Annotated in this window: 19 protein-coding genes; 8 read left to right on the forward strand and 11 right to left on the reverse strand. The window is 66.9% G+C overall.

The genetic code is table 11. The features are described from left to right. Positions 1-75: 75 nt before the first annotated feature. The gene (locus ATO6_RS25470) at positions 76-201 is read right to left on the reverse strand and encodes a hypothetical protein (protein ID WP_254919157.1); all 126 of its coding nucleotides are present in this window, start codon (positions 199-201) and stop codon (positions 76-78) included. A gap of 146 nt (positions 202-347) precedes the next feature. Between ATO6_RS25470 and ATO6_RS14530 the strand changes: the two genes are divergently transcribed. Together ATO6_RS14530 and ATO6_RS14535 are read left to right on the forward strand one after the other, a co-directional pair. Next, the gene (locus ATO6_RS14530; protein ID WP_088624735.1) at positions 348-2,153 is read left to right on the forward strand and encodes an ABC transporter transmembrane domain-containing protein; all 1,806 of its coding nucleotides are present in this window, start codon (positions 348-350) and stop codon (positions 2,151-2,153) included. Positions 2,154-2,263: 110 nt separating this feature from the next. Next, the gene (locus ATO6_RS14535) at positions 2,264-2,674 is read left to right on the forward strand and encodes a cytochrome c (protein ID WP_088624736.1); all 411 of its coding nucleotides are present in this window, start codon (positions 2,264-2,266) and stop codon (positions 2,672-2,674) included. Positions 2,675-2,710: 36 nt separating this feature from the next. Here the strand turns inward: ATO6_RS14535 and ATO6_RS14540 are convergent, their stop codons facing one another. The 4 genes from ATO6_RS14540 to ATO6_RS14555 all read right to left on the reverse strand — a co-directional run bounded on the left by ATO6_RS14540 (position 2,711) and on the right by ATO6_RS14555 (position 6,486). Next, on the reverse strand, positions 2,711-3,172 hold the full coding sequence (locus ATO6_RS14540; RefSeq protein WP_088624737.1) for a GFA family protein: 462 nt from the start codon (positions 3,170-3,172) through the stop codon (positions 2,711-2,713). Further along, positions 3,172-3,609 carry a hypothetical protein gene (locus ATO6_RS14545; RefSeq protein ID WP_088624738.1) on the reverse strand — a complete coding sequence of 146 codons (438 nt, stop codon included), beginning with the start codon at positions 3,607-3,609 and terminating at the stop codon, positions 3,172-3,174. Before ATO6_RS14545 ends, ATO6_RS14540 begins: the two co-directional genes overlap by 1 nt. Positions 3,610-3,630: 21 nt before the next feature. Next, positions 3,631-4,845, reverse strand: coding sequence for a cytochrome P450 (locus ATO6_RS14550; RefSeq protein ID WP_141102007.1), 1,215 nt, complete (start codon positions 4,843-4,845; stop codon positions 3,631-3,633). Between the two features lie 78 nt (positions 4,846-4,923). Continuing rightward, the gene (locus ATO6_RS14555; RefSeq protein WP_088624740.1) at positions 4,924-6,486 is read right to left on the reverse strand and encodes a bifunctional UDP-sugar hydrolase/5'-nucleotidase; all 1,563 of its coding nucleotides are present in this window, start codon (positions 6,484-6,486) and stop codon (positions 4,924-4,926) included. 120 nt (positions 6,487-6,606) lie between these two features. On the opposite strand from ATO6_RS14555, the gene ATO6_RS14560 reads away from it, so the two are divergent. The 4 genes from ATO6_RS14560 (at position 6,607) to ATO6_RS14575 (ending at position 8,677) form a co-directional block, all read left to right on the forward strand. Then, positions 6,607-6,945, forward strand: a complete 339-nt coding sequence (locus tag ATO6_RS14560; protein ID WP_088624741.1) for a DUF952 domain-containing protein — start codon at positions 6,607-6,609, stop codon at positions 6,943-6,945. Then, positions 6,942-8,003, forward strand: coding sequence for a quinone-dependent dihydroorotate dehydrogenase (locus ATO6_RS14565; protein ID WP_088624742.1), 1,062 nt, complete (start codon positions 6,942-6,944; stop codon positions 8,001-8,003). The genes ATO6_RS14560 and ATO6_RS14565 overlap by 4 nt, the downstream gene beginning before the upstream one ends. Next, entirely contained in the window at positions 7,994-8,341 is a 348-nt protein-coding gene (gene arsC, locus ATO6_RS14570) for an arsenate reductase (glutaredoxin) (RefSeq protein WP_176440947.1), read from the forward strand. Before ATO6_RS14565 ends, arsC begins: the two co-directional genes overlap by 10 nt. Positions 8,342-8,404: 63 nt before the next feature. Then, complete coding sequence (locus tag ATO6_RS14575; protein ID WP_088624744.1) at positions 8,405-8,677, forward strand: DksA/TraR family C4-type zinc finger protein; 273 nt, start codon at positions 8,405-8,407, stop codon at positions 8,675-8,677. A gap of 443 nt (positions 8,678-9,120) precedes the next feature. On the opposite strand, the gene ATO6_RS14580 is transcribed toward ATO6_RS14575, so the two are convergent. From ATO6_RS14580 to ATO6_RS14600, 5 genes are all read right to left on the reverse strand, one after another. Beyond that, on the reverse strand, positions 9,121-9,630 hold the full coding sequence (locus ATO6_RS14580) for a CarD family transcriptional regulator (protein ID WP_088624745.1): 510 nt from the start codon (positions 9,628-9,630) through the stop codon (positions 9,121-9,123). A 309-nt stretch (positions 9,631-9,939) separates the two neighbouring features. Then, on the reverse strand, positions 9,940-10,278 hold the full coding sequence (gene fdxA / locus ATO6_RS14585; RefSeq protein WP_088624746.1) for a ferredoxin FdxA: 339 nt from the start codon (positions 10,276-10,278) through the stop codon (positions 9,940-9,942). A 57-nt stretch (positions 10,279-10,335) separates the two neighbouring features. Then, entirely contained in the window at positions 10,336-10,737 is a 402-nt protein-coding gene (locus ATO6_RS14590; protein WP_088624747.1) for an RNA-binding S4 domain-containing protein, read from the reverse strand. A gap of 8 nt (positions 10,738-10,745) precedes the next feature. Next, positions 10,746-13,640, reverse strand: a complete 2,895-nt coding sequence (locus ATO6_RS14595) for a helicase-related protein (protein ID WP_088624748.1) — start codon at positions 13,638-13,640, stop codon at positions 10,746-10,748. A gap of 7 nt (positions 13,641-13,647) precedes the next feature. Beyond that, positions 13,648-14,202 (reverse strand): tetratricopeptide repeat protein, encoded by a 555-nt coding sequence (locus ATO6_RS14600; RefSeq protein ID WP_369597070.1) that lies wholly within the window; start codon positions 14,200-14,202, stop codon positions 13,648-13,650. A gap of 79 nt (positions 14,203-14,281) precedes the next feature. Between ATO6_RS14600 and ATO6_RS14605 the strand changes: the two genes are divergently transcribed. Then, positions 14,282-14,569 (forward strand): SCP2 sterol-binding domain-containing protein, encoded by a 288-nt coding sequence (locus ATO6_RS14605; protein WP_088624750.1) that lies wholly within the window; start codon positions 14,282-14,284, stop codon positions 14,567-14,569. A 4-nt stretch (positions 14,570-14,573) separates the two neighbouring features. Beyond that, positions 14,574-15,566 (forward strand): alpha/beta hydrolase, encoded by a 993-nt coding sequence (locus ATO6_RS14610; protein ID WP_254919158.1) that lies wholly within the window; start codon positions 14,574-14,576, stop codon positions 15,564-15,566. On the opposite strand, the gene ATO6_RS14615 is transcribed toward ATO6_RS14610, so the two are convergent. After that, complete coding sequence (locus tag ATO6_RS14615; RefSeq protein WP_254919159.1) at positions 15,536-16,009, reverse strand: hypothetical protein; 474 nt, start codon at positions 16,007-16,009, stop codon at positions 15,536-15,538. The genes ATO6_RS14610 and ATO6_RS14615 overlap by 31 nt on opposite strands. Between the last annotated feature and the right edge of the window lie 99 nt (positions 16,010-16,108).

Below are 16,108 nucleotides of genomic sequence, written 5' to 3' on the forward strand. Positions count from 1 at the left end.
CGCGGATCACTGACGTGAAGATTGAACCAGGAACGGCCGCGTCCGGCGGGCCGTTCTTTCCTGATCGCGACGATCCTAGCGGAAGCCGAGCCAGACGTCGGCCCGGTCGTCGGACTCGGGCGCACTGTGAACGGGCGCGGTGAACGCACCGGCAAAGAATGCGAACACGATCAGGGTCTTGACCAGAAACTTGTCACGCATGGCGGCTCCGATATTCTGCAACTGCACAATGGCAGCCGTAATCCACTTTGCATACGCAGCACAATAGTAAAACGACCGCGTCCGGTTGACGCCTTGACCAATGCCTGCCTTGTGGCCAATTAGCGGGCAAACGTTAGGAAATCCTTATGGCCAGGCCACCGACCCAAGCACCGAACGGCGCCGGAAACGAGCGCGCCAGCTCGCGTCAGGTGGGCGTGCTGACCCGGCTCTGGCCCTTCATCAAGCCCTACCGCGGCCAGCTCTCCCTTGCCTTCGTCGCCCTGACGATGACCGCCGGCATCTCGCTGATCCTGCCGCTGGCGGTGCGCCGGGTGGTCGACAACTTCGGCGGCGGTGCGACGCAGCTGCTGGACAAGTATTTCGGCGCGGCGCTGGTCTTTGCCTTCCTTCTCGCCCTCGGCACCGGCCTGCGCTACGCGCTGGTCACACGGCTGGGTGAACGGGTGGTGGCCGACATCCGCAAGGCGGTCTTCGCCCGGATGATCGGGATGAGCCCGTCGTTCTACGACAACGTCATGACCGGCGAGGTGCTGTCGCGGATCACCACCGACACCACGCTGGTGCAGTCGGTCATCGGCTCCTCCGTCTCGATCGCGCTGCGGAACATGATGATCTTTCTCGGCGGCATGGTTCTGATGCTCTTCACCTCGGCCAAGCTGACCTCGCTCGTCCTGCTGATCGTGCCGCTGGTGATCGTGCCGATCATGACGCTGGGCCGCCGCCTGCGCACTCTGTCGCGCGAGAACCAGGACTGGATCGCCGCCTCGTCCGGCAGCGCGTCCGAGGCGCTGCTGTCGGTGCAGACCGTGCAGGCCTACACCCACGAGGACCTCAGCCGCGCCGAGTTCGACCGTGTGACGGAACAGAGCTATAACGCCGCGTGGCGCCGGATCGTGACCCGGTCGCTGATGACCGCCATCGTGATCTTCCTGATCTTCGCCGGGGTCGTCGGCGTGCTCTGGATCGGCGCCCGCGACGTGCGCGAAGGGGTGATGAGCACCGGCGCGCTGGTCCAGTTCGTCATCTACGCGATCATGGTCGCCGGGGCCGTTGGCGCGCTGTCCGAGATCTGGGGCGAACTGCAACGCGCCGCCGGGGCCACCGAGCGCCTGGTCGAACTGATGTCCGCCGAGGACAAGGTGAACGACCCCGCCGCGCCCGTCGCCCTGCCCGCCCCTGTCCGGGGCGAGATCGTTTTCGACGACGTCACCTTCCGCTACCCTGCCCGCCCGAACGCCGCCGCGCTGGAGAACTTCGACCTGACCATCCGCGCGGGCGAGACGGTCGCACTGGTCGGCCCCTCGGGCGCGGGCAAGTCCACCGTGATCCAGCTGATCGAACGCTTCTACGATCCCGACAGCGGCGAGGTCCGGCTGGACGGTGCGGCGCTGAGCACACTCGACCGCCGCGCCTTCCGCAAGCTGGTGGCGCTGGTGCCGCAGGACCCGGTGATCTTCGCCGCATCGGCCCGCGACAACATCCGCTTCGGCTGGCCCGACGCCACGGATGCCGAGGTCGAGGCCGCCGCCCGTGCCGCCGAGGCGCATGACTTCATCACCCGTCTGCCGCAGGGCTACGACAGCCCGCTCGGCGAACGCGGGGTGATGCTGTCGGGTGGCCAGAAACAGCGCATCGCCATCGCCCGCGCCATCCTGCGCGACGCGCCGGTGCTGCTGCTGGACGAGGCGACTTCGGCGCTCGACGCCGAATCCGAACGGCTGGTGCAGGATGCCGTCGACACGCTGGCCGAGGGCCGCACGACCATCATCGTCGCGCACCGTCTCGCCACCGTGAAGAAAGCCGACCGGATCGTGGTCATGGACCAGGGCCGCATCGTCGCGCAGGGCACCCACGACCAGCTGGTGTCTCAGGAAGGCCTCTACGCCCGCCTCGCGCGGCTCCAGTTCACGGACGGTCTGGCCGCCGAATAGGACCCCGCCGCCGGGAATCGCGCCTTGATTTCGATCATGGCTGAGCTCGCATGCCGGATCGAGAATGTTTCCTCCACGTCACGCACGTGGCTGTAAGAGGAGGAGACGTAATGAGTATCACCGGTATCCGGTCAGCGCCGGCGGCTGTCGCGCTGACACTGGCCATGGCGACCCCCGCCCTGGCCGCCGAGCCCATCGGGGAAAGGGAGTTCATGCACAGCTGCGCCATCTGTCACGGCACCGACGCCAAGGGCAGCGGCCAGTTTGCGGAACTGATGACCGTGCAGGTCCCCGACCTGACCGGCATCGCCAAGGCCAACGACGGGGTCTTCCCGCTGCTGTCCGTGGTCCACATCGTCGACGGGCGCTCGGGCGTACGCGGCCACGGCTCGCCGATGCCGATCTGGGGCGACCGCTTCAAGGCCGAGATCGGCGACTCCAAGGGCGATTACGGCGCGGAAATCGAGGTCCGCGGCCGCATCCTGTCGCTGGTCTACTACCTGGAATCGGTCCAGCAGTGAACGCGGCGGCGCCCGGAGCGATCCGGACGCCGTCATTCAGCCCGCCGCCTCGCGCGCGGCCTTGAACCGGGCATAGGCCCAGTCCGCCCACTGGTCCTTGAGCTTGTAGAACCCCTCCAACGCAGGCACGCCTTCGGGCAGTGTGACCCAGGGCAGTTTGCTTTCGGTGTAAATATGCACGTCCGGCGGACATGCGGCGGGCGTCTCCAGCGTCCCGACCCGGACAAAGGCGATCGCCGGTCCCATGCCGTAATGGCTCCACAAGGCGACCTGGCAGGTCGGGCAGCGGTGGACGATCTGCCCCCGCCTGCTGCTGGTCGGGGTGACGACGGCCTCGGTCCTGCCCTCGACCTCCAGACAGGACATCTCGATCAGCGCGTTGACCGCGAAGGCGCTGCCGCTCTCGCGCTGGCACCACGTGCAGTGGCAGCAGTGGACATGCAGCGGCCTGTCCGCCATCCGGTAGCGGACCGCGCCGCAGGTGCATCTTCCGTTCATCAGGGACCCTTTGTTTGCTCCATGGCAGTGTAATCTTGGTCTGTTCGCTCGCGTATCGCCAACTGACCCATCTCGCACAGAAACTCGGTCAAACCTTTGAGTTGCTTCAAATTAACAGCGAACCCTCCGCCTTCGTGATAATACCTCACATTGACGAACAACTTCCCGTGTCGGGTCAATTGTTCCGAAAGCTGAAGGCCCGTCCGCTCTGCATATTTCTCCTGCAACCAAGCTTTTCGGTCTTCACTCAAATTTCGATACAGCGCGAACAAGTCGTGGCCGGAGCTTGCTCCCAATCCCTTCAGCGAAAGTTCACAAGCAAAGGTATAAAGCACAATCGCAGGCTCAATCTCTTCAAACGATTGGTCAGATTTATTGGCTAGGCTGAGGAATCCCCGCGCTCGGTTCAGAACGATTGCTCTTACCTGATCGTGCACTGGGAATCGCTCCTTTACCCTCTATCCCCGTGGCGCAACGACCAGCCGGTCGATCCCGCGCGTGCCCGACAGGCCGCGCACCCTCGGGCGGTCGCCCACTACTTTCGCATCCGGCCAGTGCCGGGCGAAGGCCGCCAGCGCCTCCTCCAGCTCGACCCGCGCCAGCGCCTCGCCCAGACAGCGGTGCGCGCCGCCGCCGAAGGCGGGCGAATGGCGCGGATGGTCGGTGCGGGTGATGTCGAAGCGCGCGGGCTCCGCATAGACATTCGGATCGCGCATCGCGGGCAGCAGCAGCGGCATCAGCACCGTCCCCTCGGGGATCAGCGTCCCTTCCAGCTCGAAGGGCTTCACCGCCACGCGCGCGAAGGACCCGACCGAGGGCTCGTAGCGCAACCCCTCCTCCACCGCCGGGCCCTTCCACGTCTCGGGGTCCGACTTCAGCAGCTCCCACTGCTCGGGATGATCCAGCAGCAGCGCCAGCGTGGCGGCCATCGCGGCCCGCGTGGTGTCCGATCCGCCGAGGATCAGCGTGACGATGGTGACGCGGATCTCCTCCTCGGACAGCCGCCCGTCATCGACCGTGGCAAGGAAACGCGTCAGGAAATCGTCCAGCGGGTTTCTGCGCCGTGCGGCCATCAGACCGGAGACATAGGCGATCAGCTCGCCCATGCTGGCGTCGGCCTCGGCCAGCACGTCCTCGGACCGGGCGCCGAGGATACGGATCGCGGAATAGACCATCGTCGTGAAACGCGGCACGTCCGTTTCCGGCACGCCCAGCACCCGCGCGATCACGCCCGCCGGGAACGGGCCCGCGATCTCGGCCAGCACGTCGACCTCGTCCCGCATGGCCAGCGGCGCGATCAGGGCCTCCGCCGCCGCCGCGACCTCGGGGCGCAGCGCCCGCATCATCGGAAAGGCAAAGGTTCGCGCCAGGGGCGTCCGCCGCCGCTGATGCGCCTCGCCGTTCGAGGTCAGCAGCGAGTTCGACAGGAACTCCCACCCCGGCCCGCTGGTGATCCCGCGCAGGCGCAGGCCCTCGGTTTCGATCTGGCGGGTGATGTCCTCGTCCAGCAGGCGGTGGAACAGGTCATAGCCCAGTGAATAGACCAGCCCCATGCGGTCCCGCGCCAGCCGCCCCTGTTTCAGCGCAAGGGCCAGATAGGCGTGGTCGTCCATCGCCTTGTCGGTCCGGGGTTCCAGCAGCGGCAGGTCGGCAACGCGGGTCGGTTCGGTCATGGACACCTCGGAAAACACAGGGCCGCGGCATCACTACCGCGGCCCGAGTGTGTCATGGAAAGGCGGTTACGCAAACGCTCACTTGGTGGCGATGCGGCCGTCCGTATAGGGCGTGTAGGGCGAGTTCTTGGCGAGGTACTCCGCCGTCACGTCAGCCAGGTCCGGGCCGTAGTCATAGGCGTTCATCCCGTCGCGGAACATCTTGTAGCCGTCGCCGCCGTTGCGGACGTAGTTGTTGGTGACGATGCCGTAGACCTTGGCGGGATCGACCGGCTCCCACGCGTCGCCTGTCTGAACCTCGGCCGACACCACGCGGCTGCCCGGCGCGGCGGCGGGGTCATAGGTGAACTTCAGACCCGCGACCTGAGGGAAGCGCCCTGCGCCTTCCTCAAGCTGGCTCAGCCCGTTCTCCAGCGCGTCCAGCACAACCTGGCCCGTCGCCTGGAAGGTGGACAGGGTGTTCTGGAACGGCAGCACCGTCAGAACCTCGCCCATCGTCACCTCGCCCTGGTCGATCGAGGCGCGCAGGCCCCCGCCGTTGGCGAATGCGATCTGGATGCCCTGATCCTTGACCCGGTCCAGCATCGCGTCGGCCACGAGGTTGCCCATCGTGCATTCGCCCGCGCGGCAGCTGCCCTTGTCGCCGTCGATGGCTTCGGCCGTTTCGGCGACAACCTTGTTGCGGATCTCCTCCAGCGGCGCGGCGGCTTCCTTGATCCGCGCCTTGGTGGCCTCGTCCTCGACCACGGCCCCGTCCATCACGATCGGCGCGCCGACCGCCTCGACGATCCGGCCCTCGTCGTCGAAGGTCACGTTCAGCTCGCCCAGGAACTTGCCGTAGGCATAGGCCGACACGATCGCCGTCTCGCCGATGATCGTCGGATAGGGCCCCTCGGCCCCGTCCATCCCGCCGAGCAGGGTGTTGGTATGGCCGCCCACGATCACGTCGACCCCGGTGGTCCGCGCCGCGACCTCCTTGTCGACACCATAGCCCGAATGGCTGAGCACGATGATCTTGTTGACCCCCTGCTCGATCAGCTTGTCCACCTCGCCCTGCACCGCATCGGACGGGTCGGTGAAGGTGATGTTCGGGCCGGGGCTGGCCAGTTCGTCGGTGTCATGCGGGGTCAGGCCGATCAGGCCGATCTTCTCGCCGCCCTTCTCGATGATCGTCGACTTCATCAGCACATCGGCCAGCAGCGGCTCGCGGCTGACGTCGGCGTTGGACATCAGGACGGGGAAGTTCACCGCATCCATGAAGCCGCGCAGCACCTCGGGGCCGTCGTCGAATTCGTGGTTGCCGACGGTCATCGCGTCATAGCCGAGCTTGTTCATCATCTCGGCGGCCAGCTTGCCCTTGTAGTAGGTGTAGAACAGGGTGCCCTGAAACTGATCACCGCCGTCGACAAGGATCGTGTTCCCTTGGCGCGCCGCCTCGATCGCCGTTACCAGGCGCGCCGTGCCGCCAAAGCACTTGCCCTCGCCGTTGTCCGCCTCGGAACAGCCACTGTCGTACTTGCTGATCGGCTCGAACCGGGAATGAAAGTCGTTGGTATGCAGGATCTTGAGGGTGTAGTCGGCATGAGCCGCCCCGGCGATCAGGGCAAGGGCTGCGGAACCGGCAAACAGGCGAAGCGACATGGGTGCAACCTTTCCGAGGGAATGTCCGCGCGGATGCTGCCCGCAAGCGCCGCGCAAGTCAAAACACAAACCACGATCTCACCGCTTGACCAAGTGTCAGCGCCGACGGCATGAGAGGCCATGCTGATCTACAAGATATTCCGGGCCCCCGAATGGGCCGCGCTCGAATCCGCAGGCTCCACCCCCGGCGCGCCGGTCGACGTGGCCGACGGCTATGTCCACTTCTCCACCGCCGCACAGGCTGCCGAAACGGCCGCCAAGCATTTTGCGGGCGAAGAGGGCCTCGTCCTGCTCGCCCTCGATCCCGACAGCCTCGCGCCCGACCTGAAGTGGGAACCGTCGCGCGGCGGACAGCTCTTCCCGCATCTCTACCGCGACCTGCGGCTGACCGACGTACTCTGGTCGCGGCCCCTGCCCCTCGGGCCCTCTGGTCACATCTTCCCGGACGACATGGCATGAAGCTGATCGAACGCGCAGGCCTCGCCGCGCTGCACAGGATCGACCCGGAACAGGGCCACCGCCTCGCCATCAAGGCGCTGAACATCGGCGCCGTGCCGCTGGCCGGGCTCGTCTCATCGCCCCGTCTGCGCTGCACGGTGGCCGGGCTGAACCTGACCAACCCCGTGGGCCTCGCCGCGGGCTTCGACAAGAACGCCGAGGCGCTGGCCCCCCTCTCCCGCGCGGGCTTCGGCTTCATCGAACTGGGCGCCGTCACGCCCCGCCCGCAGCCCGGCAACCCCAAACCGCGCCTGTTCCGCCTGTCCGCCGACCGCGCCGCGATCAACCGCTTCGGCTTCAACAACGACGGGATGGAGGCAGTCCGTGAACGCCTCGCCCGCCGTCCCCGCGACGCGGTGATCGGCCTGAACCTCGGGGCGAACAAGGACAGCGAGGACCGGGCGCAGGACTTTGCCAAGGTGCTGGAACGCTGTGGTCACTACCTCGACTTCGCGACGGTCAACGTCTCCTCGCCCAACACCGAGAAGCTGCGCGACCTGCAGGGCAAGGCCGCGCTGACCTCGCTGCTCAAGGGCGTGATGCATGCCCGGTCGGGGCTGATCCGCGAGATCCCGATCTTCCTCAAGATCGCGCCGGACCTGTCGGACGCCGACCTCGCCGACGTGGCCGAGGTGGCCGCGCTCACCGGCGTCGACGCCATCGTCGCCACCAACACGACCCTGTCCCGCGACGGCCTGCGCACCCCCGGTGCCGCCGAGATCGCGGGCGGCCTGTCCGGCGCGCCTCTGTTCGAGAAATCCACGCGCGTGCTGGCCCGGCTGTCGCAGCTGACCGGCGGCACGGTGCCGCTGATCGGCGTGGGCGGCATCGCCAGCGCCGAAGACGCCTATGCCAAGATCTGCGCGGGCGCGTCTGCGGTCCAGCTCTACACCGCACTGATCTACAAGGGCCTGTCACTGGGGGCCGACATCGCGCGCGGCCTCGACCGGCTGCTGGCGCGGGACGGGTTCGAAAGCGTCACGCAGGCCGTCGGCTGCCAGCGGGAGGAATGGCTGTGAGCGTCACCATCTGGCACAACCCGCGCTGCTCCAAATCGCGCCAGACCCTCGCCCTGCTGCAGGATCGCGGGATCGAACCGACCGTGCGCCTCTATCTCGACGACGCGCCCTCGGCGGCGGAACTGGCGCAGGCGCTCGACCTGCTGGGCCTCGCGCCCTCCGGCCTGATCCGCAAGGGCGAGGCGGAGTTCAAGGAGCTCGGTCTGAAGGAGGCGTCGGAGGACGCGATCCTCGCCGCGATGGCGGCGCATCCCCGGCTGATCGAACGCCCCGTGGTCTTTGCCAATGGCCGCGCCGCGCTCGGCCGGCCGCCCGAGGCTGTGCTGGACATTCTCTGATCCCGGCTTTGACCTGCGCGCCCGCGCAACCTACATTCTGATCCCATCGGAACGGAGGCTTTCATGGCGGGCGGTTGGTCGCGCGACGGCGCGGTTCAGGATCAGATCGACGCATCCATCGCGGATGAGCTGAAACGCATGCAGCAGGCGCGCCGCGCGCCGGTCGGGGAAAGCCTGACCCATTGCGCGGAATGCGAGGAGGAGATCCCCGAGGCCCGCCGCATCGCCCTGCCGGGGGTGAAACTCTGCATCGACTGCCAGCAGGAGCGTGACGGCCAGCACACCCAGCGTGGCGGGATCAACCGGCGCGGGTCGAAGGACAGCCAGTTGAAATAGCCGGGGGGCCTTGCCCCTCTCCGCCTCCCCCCGGCCGGGCAAGCCTGCCCGTGGGTAGGCGCACGCAACACCCGAACGGCGCGCTTTATCCCCGCCACATCCCTCCTCACCCAAAGGTCATCGCGCGGCCCCCAAAGCGCCTGCCCCCGGGACGGGCAGGCGCTAGGCGCGGCGGCTTCGCCTTGATTCCGCGCCTCGTCAAGCAGAGCACCCAGCCGGACAAAGCCCCCTCACCGCCCGCACCACGCCGGGCAAGCCTGCCCTTGTCCCGCGCCATCCGCGCACGGCCCCCGGCCCCTGCCGAACACCGACGTGATACCGACGCGGCGCCGACCCCGCTTTCCCGCCGGTTTTCAGGCACTTGTCCCCGCCCTTTCACCCCGCATGAAAAAACCGCGCCCGGGGTACCGGACGCGGTCAAAAGGTTTCGGGAACGGATACGCTCAGGCGGCGCGGCCGACCAGCACTTCGTCCACCTGCTTGGCGGCGGCGACCTCGTCCCCGCCGGACACGGCGGCGACTTCACGGGTCAGACGCTCGAGCGCGGCTTCGTAGAGCTGACGCTCGGAATACGACTGCTCGCGCTGGTCGTCGTTGCGGTGCAGGTCGCGCACCACTTCGGCAATCGCGATCAGGTCGCCCGAGTTGATCTTCTGTTCGTATTCCTGAGCCCGGCGCGACCACATCGCGCGCTTCACCTTGGCCTTGCCCTTGAGCGTGGTCATCGCCTTGGACACCACGTCGGGGCTGGACAGAGAACGCATCCCGATTTCAGTCGCCTTGTTCGTCGGCACGCGCAGGGTCATCTTGTCCTTCTCGAAGGAAATCACGAAAAGCTCCAGCTGGATGCCGGCGATTTCCTGTTTCTCGATGGAAACGATCTGACCCACGCCATGCGCGGGATAGACAACATAGTCGTTCGGACGGAATTCGTTCTTCTTCATCTTGGTCACACAGTCCTTCCTCGTGCGCACCCCTGAGGTCCGGCCACGAATGGCGACGCAGCGGCTGGACGTCGAAGCCATCTGGCATGGACGCCGGTCGTTACGTATCTTCGGATTTTCTCTACGCGGTCAGCAGCGTCCGCGTTTGTTGGGGGCAGGCAGCTTCAGTCATTGGCGAAGTAGACCATACCACGAATCGGGCCTCTGCGGAAGAGACTCGCCACCTACCGTCCCGTTTTCGCTCGAAAAAGGCCACAGAGCGGCCCCATATAATCGGCTTCCCCGGCGAAAACCCGCCGGAATCACCGGCGAATCGGCTCAGCCGCCCTCGCCCGGCTTCTCGCTGAAGTATTTCTCCAGCTTGCCGTCCTCGCCGTCCCGCTCTTCCGCCTCGGGTAGCGGATCCTTGCGGGTGATGATGACCGGCCAGAGCTCGGAATACTTGCGGTTGAACTCCACCCACTTGTCCATGTCCGGCTCGGTGTCCGGACGGATCGCGTCGGCGGGGCATTCCGGCTCGCAGACGCCGCAGTCGATGCACTCGTCGGGATGGATCACCAGCATGTTCTCACCTTCGTAGAAGCAGTCCACCGGACAGACTTCGACGCAGTCGGTGTATTTGCAGGCGATGCAGTTGTCGTTGACGATATAGGTCATGGTGCGCGCAGGCCGGAGCAGTTTGCAGTCACCGGGTAGCTAACCCGCAGGCCCCGATCATTCAAGCGCCCGGCGGCGATCAAGATCGAGTTTCCTGCGATCCCGCTTCGTGGGGCGCGCATTTCCCTCATCGCGCTGAATTGGTGGACTATCGTTCGGCTCGGGCGGGCCCGGCTCGAGGTCCTCGTAGAGCGCCTGCGCCTCGGTCGCGGGGCCTCGACGCACGCCGATCGCGCCGATGCGGATCACCCGGATGCGCCCGCCCTGCGGGAATGTCAGCACGTCGCCGGGCCCCACGGCGGCGGATGTCTTGGCCGCCCGTTGCCCGTTGACGCGGACATGGCCCGCCGAGACGACACCCGCGGCGAGGCTGCGGCTCTTGAAGAACCGCGCCTGCCACAGCCATTTGTCGATGCGAATTTTCGCTGTGCCCCGGCCCTCTTGCGGATCGGTGCTCATACCTGGCCTCAGGACTTGTCCCTGAGCGCCATCAGTGCCGCCGCGAAGGGGTTGTCCGGGTCGATCCGGTCCTTGCCCGATTTCTTGGGCGCGGAGGAGAAGGTCTTGGCCCCCTGCTCGCGGCGCGGACCCTTGCCCTGCGGCTTGCCCTTGGGACCGCGTCCCTTGCCCTCGGGACGATCGCCACGCGCCTTCTGGCCCTCGCCACGGCCCTTGCCGCGCTCGCCGCGCTCGCCCCTGTCCTGCCGCGGACGCCCGCTGCCCTGCTGGCGCTGACGGCCCCAGGTGAAGGTGTAGAACACCTCCATCTCAGCAGGCTCCGCAGGCGCATTCGCCGCTTCCGCCACGGGGGCCTCTTCGCCCGCTTGCTCGGGCGCCTCGGCGGCGTCCACCACAGGCTCGGCGGCAGGCTCTTCCGCCGGGGTATCCGCGTCGGCCGAGCTCTCGGCCACGGCCGCTTCGGATGCCGCTTCCACGCTTTCAGCCTCGGGCGCCGGGGCGGCGGCAGGCTCGGCCTTCACCTTCGCCCGCTCGCCCTTCTCGGCGTTGTAGCCCAGCCCCTGCATCAGGTCGGCGAACTGGTCGAGCGTCATGCCGGTGATCGACAGCATGTCCGCCTTGGCCTCGAACCCCGCACGGGAGTTCTCGGACCGCAGCATGTCGGCCAGCCGTTCCAGCATGTCGATGCGGATCGCCCGCTCGCCCGCCTCGCGGTAGCCAGCCATCGCGTGATAGCCCTCGGGCGCGTCCTTGGCGGCGGGAACCGTCACCAGACCCGGCGGCGGCGCTTCGGGGAATTCGTCCAGACCGCGCGCCAGCGACCACAGCACCAGCCGCAGACGGGTCGGCGCCGGCTTGAGCAGCAGCGGCATGAAGACGGTGAACTGCCCGAACCGGACGCCATGCTTGCGCAGCGCGCCACGGGCGTCCTGATCCAGCGACTTCACATCATCGGCCACGTCGGCGCGCGGAATGACACCAAGCGCCTCGACCAGACGGAAGGCAAAGCCGCGGGCGAGGCCCTGCATCGCCTCGTCCCGGCTCATCGCCAGAAGCGGCTCGAACAGCGCCGCGATCTTGCGGTCGATGAAATGCTGCAGGCGGCGCTGGACCTTCTGCATCACGTCCGGGCCCGCCGTCTCGTCGACGAAGGCCACGACCTGCGGCTTGAGCGGATCGGCCCCGGCAGTCAGCTTGCCGACCGCGTCGGTGCCCCACATCAGGCCGCCCTGTTCGGTAAAGTCGATCTCGGTATCGGGCGCGTTGTAGAACCGGTCGGCCCTGAGGTGGAAATGCGGCGCGAGCGCCTGCGCGCTGGCCTGCGCCACCGCTTTCGCCTCCTGCCCTTCGGCGGACTTGTCCTGCCGGAACCGGAAACCTTCAAGACGGCCGACGAATTCGCCTTCGACCGTCACTTCACCCTTGTCGTTCACTTCGGCCACCAGGGCCTCCTTCTGCTTCAAACGCCGCAGGAGCACCGAGGTGCGGCGGTCGACAAATCTCTGCGTCAGACGGTCATGGAGAGCGTCCGACAGGCGGTCTTCTACAGCGCGTGTCTCGCCGCGCCAATGGCTTTCGTCCCTGACCCAAGCGGATCGCTGCGCAACATAGGTCCAGGTCCGAATATACGCGAGCCGCTTGGAAATGGCATCAATATCGCCATCCACGCGGTCGATGCGGCGGATCTGGCTGGCCAGCCATTCGTCCGGGATGCATCCGTCCTGATGCAGGAAGCCGAACAGACGTTCCAGCAGGCCCGCATGTTCATTATGGCTGATTCCCCGGAAATCCGGCACCCGGCAGACGTCCCAGAGCAGCTTGACCGCCGCCGCGTTGGTCGTGCGCGCCTGAACCTCGGGCGCCTCCGCCATGGATTTGAGCGCCATCAGGTCGTCCGCCTCGCGGGCGCGGACGAGGTTCGGGTCGTCGTTCCCGGCCTCGAGCGAGGCGATAAGCCCGGCGACGGAGCCGAAGTTCAGGGCGGAATTCCGCCACTGAAGCTTGCGCTGCGGGGTAAAGCTGTGGTCCTCGATTGCCTCGACGACCTCCTCCTCCAGCGGCGCGGCCTCGCCGGTCACGCCGAAGGTGCCGTCGGTCATCCCGCGCCCGGCCCGGCCCGCGATCTGGGCCAGTTCGTTGGGGGCGAGGTGGCGCATCCGGCGGCCGTCGAATTTCGTCGTGGCGGAAAAGGCGACATGGTCGATGTCGAGGTTCAGCCCCATCCCGATCGCATCGGTGGCGACGAGGTAGTCGACATCGCCGCTCTGGTAGAGTTCCACCTGCGCGTTCCGGGTGCGCGGGCTGAGCGCGCCCATCACCACCGCCGCCCCGCCCTTCTGGCGGCGGATCAGTTCGGCGATGGCATAGACGTTTTCCACCGAGAACCCGACGATGGCAGAGCGCGGCGGCATGCGGCTGATCTTCTTGGACCCGGCATAGGTCAGCCTGGACATCCGCTCGCGCCGCATGAACTGCACCTTGGGCACAAGCGCCGCGATGGCGGGCCGCATGGTGTCCGATCCGAGGAACAGCGTCTCGTGCAGCCCGCGCGAGCGCAGCAGGCGGTCGGTGAAGACATGGCCGCGCTCGGGATCGGCGCAGAGCTGGATTTCGTCGATGGCCAGGAAATCCGCGCCCATCCCTTCGGGCATCGCCTCGACCGTGCAGACCCAGTATTGCGTGCGGGGCGGGACGATCCGCTCCTCGCCCGTGACCAGCGCCACCACCGAGGGTCCGCGCAGGGCGACGATGCGGTCATAGACCTCGCGCGCCAGCAGGCGCAGCGGCAGGCCGATGACGCCCGTGCGGTGGCCCAGCATCCGCTCGATCGCGTAGGTCGTCTTGCCGGTGTTGGTGGGGCCGAGGACCGCTGCGATCCTGCCCCGGTCGGCCAGCGCTGTCATCAGGTCCTCAGATGTCGGTGCCGCTTACGCGGGTCCTGAGCCGTTCGACCGCCGCTTTCGCTTCCTCGTGGTTTGGATTGATGTCGAGCACCATCTCGTACAGCCGGAACGCCTCGTCGGTCTTGTCGAGGCTCTCCATCACCACGCCGAGCCCGTAGATCGCGGCGTAGTGCTGGGGGTTCAGGGCCAGTGTCTGCTCCAGATCGTAGAGCGCCAGCCCGAATTCCTCGGTCCGGAAGAAGACCATCGCGCGGGTGTGCCAGCCTTCGGCAAAGTCCGGCGCATGGTCGGTCAGCGCGGACAGGTGCCCGATGGCGACGTCCACATCGCCCGCTTCCAGTGCGTCCCTGCCCCGTTTCAGCAGCAGGTCCATCGCCGGAGAGCCGGATTTCGCCCACTCCATCCTGATTTCCCGCTCGATGCGCTTGGCATCGGCTGGATCGGCGCCCTTCAATCGGTCTAGAAGGGAAGCGTTCGAGTCGTCCTGCGCCAGCGCGCCCCCGGTCACCAGAACCAGGGAAGCCAGTGCCGCGACGGCAGTTTTGTAAATGTGATTAACCACGCCCATAACTATTCCAGTGTAGCCTGCCGGATTAGGCATGTAAGCCCCGTTCCGGCAAATTTCAGTGAGGAAGGCGGAAATGAGCGAAGATTTGAACGCAGCGGCGGAAAAGCTGAACGAGAAACTCGGCGGCGGCTTTGACGGCGTGGCGAAATTCATGGTCGAGGGCGAAGGCGCGATCATGGTCGATTCCTCCGGTGCGCGGGTCGCGGACGAGGATGCGGACGTCACCCTGACCGCCGATCGCGACACTTTCATGAGCCTGCTGTCGGGCGACCTGAACCCCACGACGGCCTTCATGACCGGCAAGCTCTCCGTGGATGGCGACATGGGCAAGGCGATGGCCCTCGGATCGGCACTGGCCTGATCGCTTGACGCTGAGAATCGAAGAGGCCCCGTTCTGGTCCGACATCGACGACGGACCGGCGGGCGGCAAGGCGGTGTGGGTGCACACCGCCGACGGCGTGCGGATCCGGGTTGGCGCTTGGCCGCTGGACGACGCGGCGGCGGCACGGGGGACGGTTCTGCTGTTCCCCGGCCGCACCGAATACATCGAGAAATACGGCCGGGCCGCAGGCGACTTCGCGGCGCGCGGCTATGCCACGCTGGCCGTCGACTGGCGCGGACAGGGGTTCGGCGACCGGATGACGGACAATCCCCTGCAGGGACATGTCGGCAGGTTCTCGGACTACCAGCTGGACGTCGCGGGCGCGCTGGCCGCGGCCGAGATGTGGCGGCTGCCGAAACCCTGGCACCTGCTGGGCCACTCGATGGGCGGCTGTATCGGCCTGCGGTCCCTCTACGACGGCATGCCGGTCGCCTCCGCCGCCTTCACCGGCCCGATGTGGGGCATCGCGCTGAGCGAACCCACCCGGACAATCGCGCGGTTGCTGTCGTCCGCGGGCACGCGGATGGGGCTCGGCAAGCTCTACGCCCCCGGCACCGTCCGGGACGCCTATGTGATGATCGAACCGTTCGAGGGCAATCGCCTGACGAACGATCCCGAGATGTACGACTACATGCGGCGCCAGACCATCGCGCACCCGGAATATGCGCTGGCGGGCCCGACGCTCGGCTGGCTGCACGAGGCGCTGAAGGAAACCGCCGAGATGGCGCAGATGCCCGCGCCGGACTATCCCTGCATCACCTTCCTGGGCACCCGCGAAAAGATCGTCGACGTCCCGGCGGTGCATCGGCGGATGGAAAGCTGGCCGAACGGCCGCCTGGAACTGGTCGAGACGGGCGAGCACGAGGTGATGATGGACACGCCGGAGGTCCGCAAGGCGCTGTTCGACACCATGTGCGCCCATTTCGACGCGCACGGCGGGGCGGATCAGGGCATCAGCACCGCGCTGCGCTCGTAATCCGCGCTGTCGCGGGTCAGGTCGTCATAGACGATCTCGACCGACACGCTCTGCACCGATCCCAGCGGGAAGGTGCGGTAAATGGGCCCGTCATCCGCCGTGATCGCGTTCGGCGCGGCGGTGCCTTCGTGACAGGCGGGCATGACCCACGGCTCCAGCGGCGCGCCGTTGACTGAGAAATGCAGCCCGACAAGACCGCACCGCCAGGACAGGATCTGCGTGATGTAGACCAGATCCTGACCGTCGTATTCCCGCACCGCGATCCAGTTGGCCTTGGTCAGCGTCATGATCTGCTTGATCTCGGCGGCGGTGGTGAACTTGCCCGTCGGCTCCTGCGGCTCCGCCTCGTAGACCGGCCCCGTCACCGGTGCCTCCGCCGCCATTTCCGGCGCAGCGCCACTGTTGAACGCCACCGCGATCATGATGAGGATCCATGTGAGCATCGGAAATCTCCTGTCTGTCCGGCAACCTGTGGCGACAAGGCACCCGGTCGGCAAAATATGGCCCGCCGTTCTGTCCGTAGGGCGGTGAATTCGATATGT

It is taken from the genome of Oceanicola sp. 22II-s10i, from assembly GCF_002210105.1.
GTDB lineage: Bacteria > Pseudomonadota > Alphaproteobacteria > Rhodobacterales > Rhodobacteraceae > Pseudooceanicola.